This window comes from Rhizobium sp. NPDC090279, assembly GCF_044769665.1.
In the GTDB taxonomy this organism is placed as follows: Bacteria; Pseudomonadota; Alphaproteobacteria; order Rhizobiales; family Rhizobiaceae; genus Rhizobium.
This window is the reverse complement of sequence record NZ_JBIVYI010000045.1, coordinates 1-1,667: the sequence shown is the minus strand read 5'-3', so window position 1 is coordinate 1,667 and position 1,667 is coordinate 1. Positions and strand designations below refer to the sequence as shown.

Here is a 1,667-nt window from a genome sequence, read left to right as displayed (position 1 = left end):
TTCGGTTCGAGCCGGTCGAGGAACCATAGACGCTGCTGCCCGAACGACAGAGCCAACGGTCCACTCCGATCCATCGGCAATATCGATGGCGCTCCCCCGCCAGCTTTTCCACTCAACCGCCTTTGCAATAGGGCCTGTCGACGTCTATCAAACATAGCCGCGTTCATGGCATTCATCGGATCGGATAATTTTTCCATGTTTTGCCCTTCTTTACTGATGGACTCGGCGCAGATTGGTCGAAGATTTCATCAGCTTAAGCCGCTAAGCCGAGCCCTAGCTTTTTCCAGACTTGGCTCATACTTTTGATGAGAGCCACAATGTGCTCATCGGTGTGAACTGGAGATGGAGTTAAACGCAAGCGCTCGGAACCCCTAGGGACCGTTGGGTAGTTGATCGGCTGCACATAAATACCGTGAGCATATAGCAGCTCGTCGCTCGCCTCTTTGCAGAGGCGGGCGTCGCCAATAAGTATCGGAACGATATGACTTTTAGCTTGAATAATTGGGAGGCCGGCCGCCATTAAACCACGCCGTACCGATGCTACGCGTTCCTGATGCCTCGCACGCAGCCAAGGGCTGTCTCTCAGCACTTTAATGCTTGCCCGAGCACCAGCCGCAATCACCGGCGGAAGCGAGGTTGTGAAAATGAAACCTGGTGCATAGCTACGAACAAAATCGATAATACGTGATGAACTGGCGATATAACCGCCGTGCAATCCAAATGCCTTTCCAAGGGTCCCCTCAATGATCGTAACTCGTTCCGATATCCCGTCACGCTCAGCAACACCCGCACCTAGATCACCGTACATGCCAACCGCGTGCACCTCATCGAGGTAGGTAATAGCACCAAATCGGTCGGCGAGATCGCAAATGGCCGAGATCGGAGCGATATCACCATCCATTGAGTAAACAGATTCAAACGCGATAATCTTCGGCCGGTGCGGGGCCAATCCACTTAGAATGGACTCAAGATGAGAAACATCGTTGTGACGGAATATCCGCTTCTCAGCACCTGAGTGACGAATGCCTTCGATCATCGATGCATGATTAGATTCATCCGATAGAATGACGCAATCTGGAAGTTGACGTGCAAGTAAACTCAATGTCGCTTCATTAGCCGCGTATCCGGAAGTAAACAGTAATGCGGCTTCCTTCCGGTGCAAATCGGCCAAGTCACGCTCCAGAAGAACGTGATGATGGGTCGTACCGGAAATGTTACGAGTTCCCCCTGCTCCGGCGCCAAATCGGTCTAGGGCCTCGTGCATCGCACGAAGTACCTCGGGATGTTGGCCCATTCCGAGATAGTCGTTGCTGCACCACACAATCACATCCTGGCGGTCATCGCCGGAGTACAAAAAAGCAGCTGGAAATTGACCGCGAATTCGCTCCAGTTCAGCGAAATATCGATATCGGCCCTCATCGTGTAGCGCTGTAACTTTGGACGTAAAGAACGCACTGTAATTGTACATTTCGGCCTCCATCAAGAGATCATTTGTTCCACTTCGGAGTCTGTAAGCGAGGCGATTTCCTCAAGGACCAGGTATTCGACATGTGACGAAATATCGACTACGGTCGGCGCTTCAAACATCCGGCGGAGAGGGACGTCGATGTCGAAGGCCTGACGCAGTCGGGCTATGACCCGGGTCGCCAGCAACGAATGTCCGCCAA

At 52.5% G+C, this 1,667-nt stretch carries 3 protein-coding genes; all 3 read right to left on the bottom strand.

Annotation, left to right across the window (positions count from 1 at the left end; genetic code table 11):
- Nucleotides 1–197: hypothetical protein (locus ACIQWP_RS31875; RefSeq protein WP_402796489.1), on the bottom strand; the 197-nt coding region annotated here is incomplete at its 3' end.
- Between the two features lie 56 nt (nucleotides 198–253).
- Nucleotides 254–1,468, bottom strand: a complete 1,215-nt coding sequence (gene hemA / locus ACIQWP_RS31870; protein ID WP_402796486.1) for a 5-aminolevulinate synthase — start codon at nucleotides 1,466–1,468, stop codon at nucleotides 254–256.
- 11 nt (nucleotides 1,469–1,479) lie between these two features.
- A partial coding sequence (locus tag ACIQWP_RS31865) for a phosphopantetheine-binding protein (RefSeq protein WP_402796483.1) occupies nucleotides 1,480–1,667 on the bottom strand: 188 nt, incomplete at its 5' end.

Excerpts from the sequence above, each read along its gene's own strand:
- hemA (WP_402796486.1), bottom strand. The coding sequence starts at position 1,468 with ATGTACAATTACAGTGCGTTCTTTACGTCCAAAGTTACAGCGCTACAC.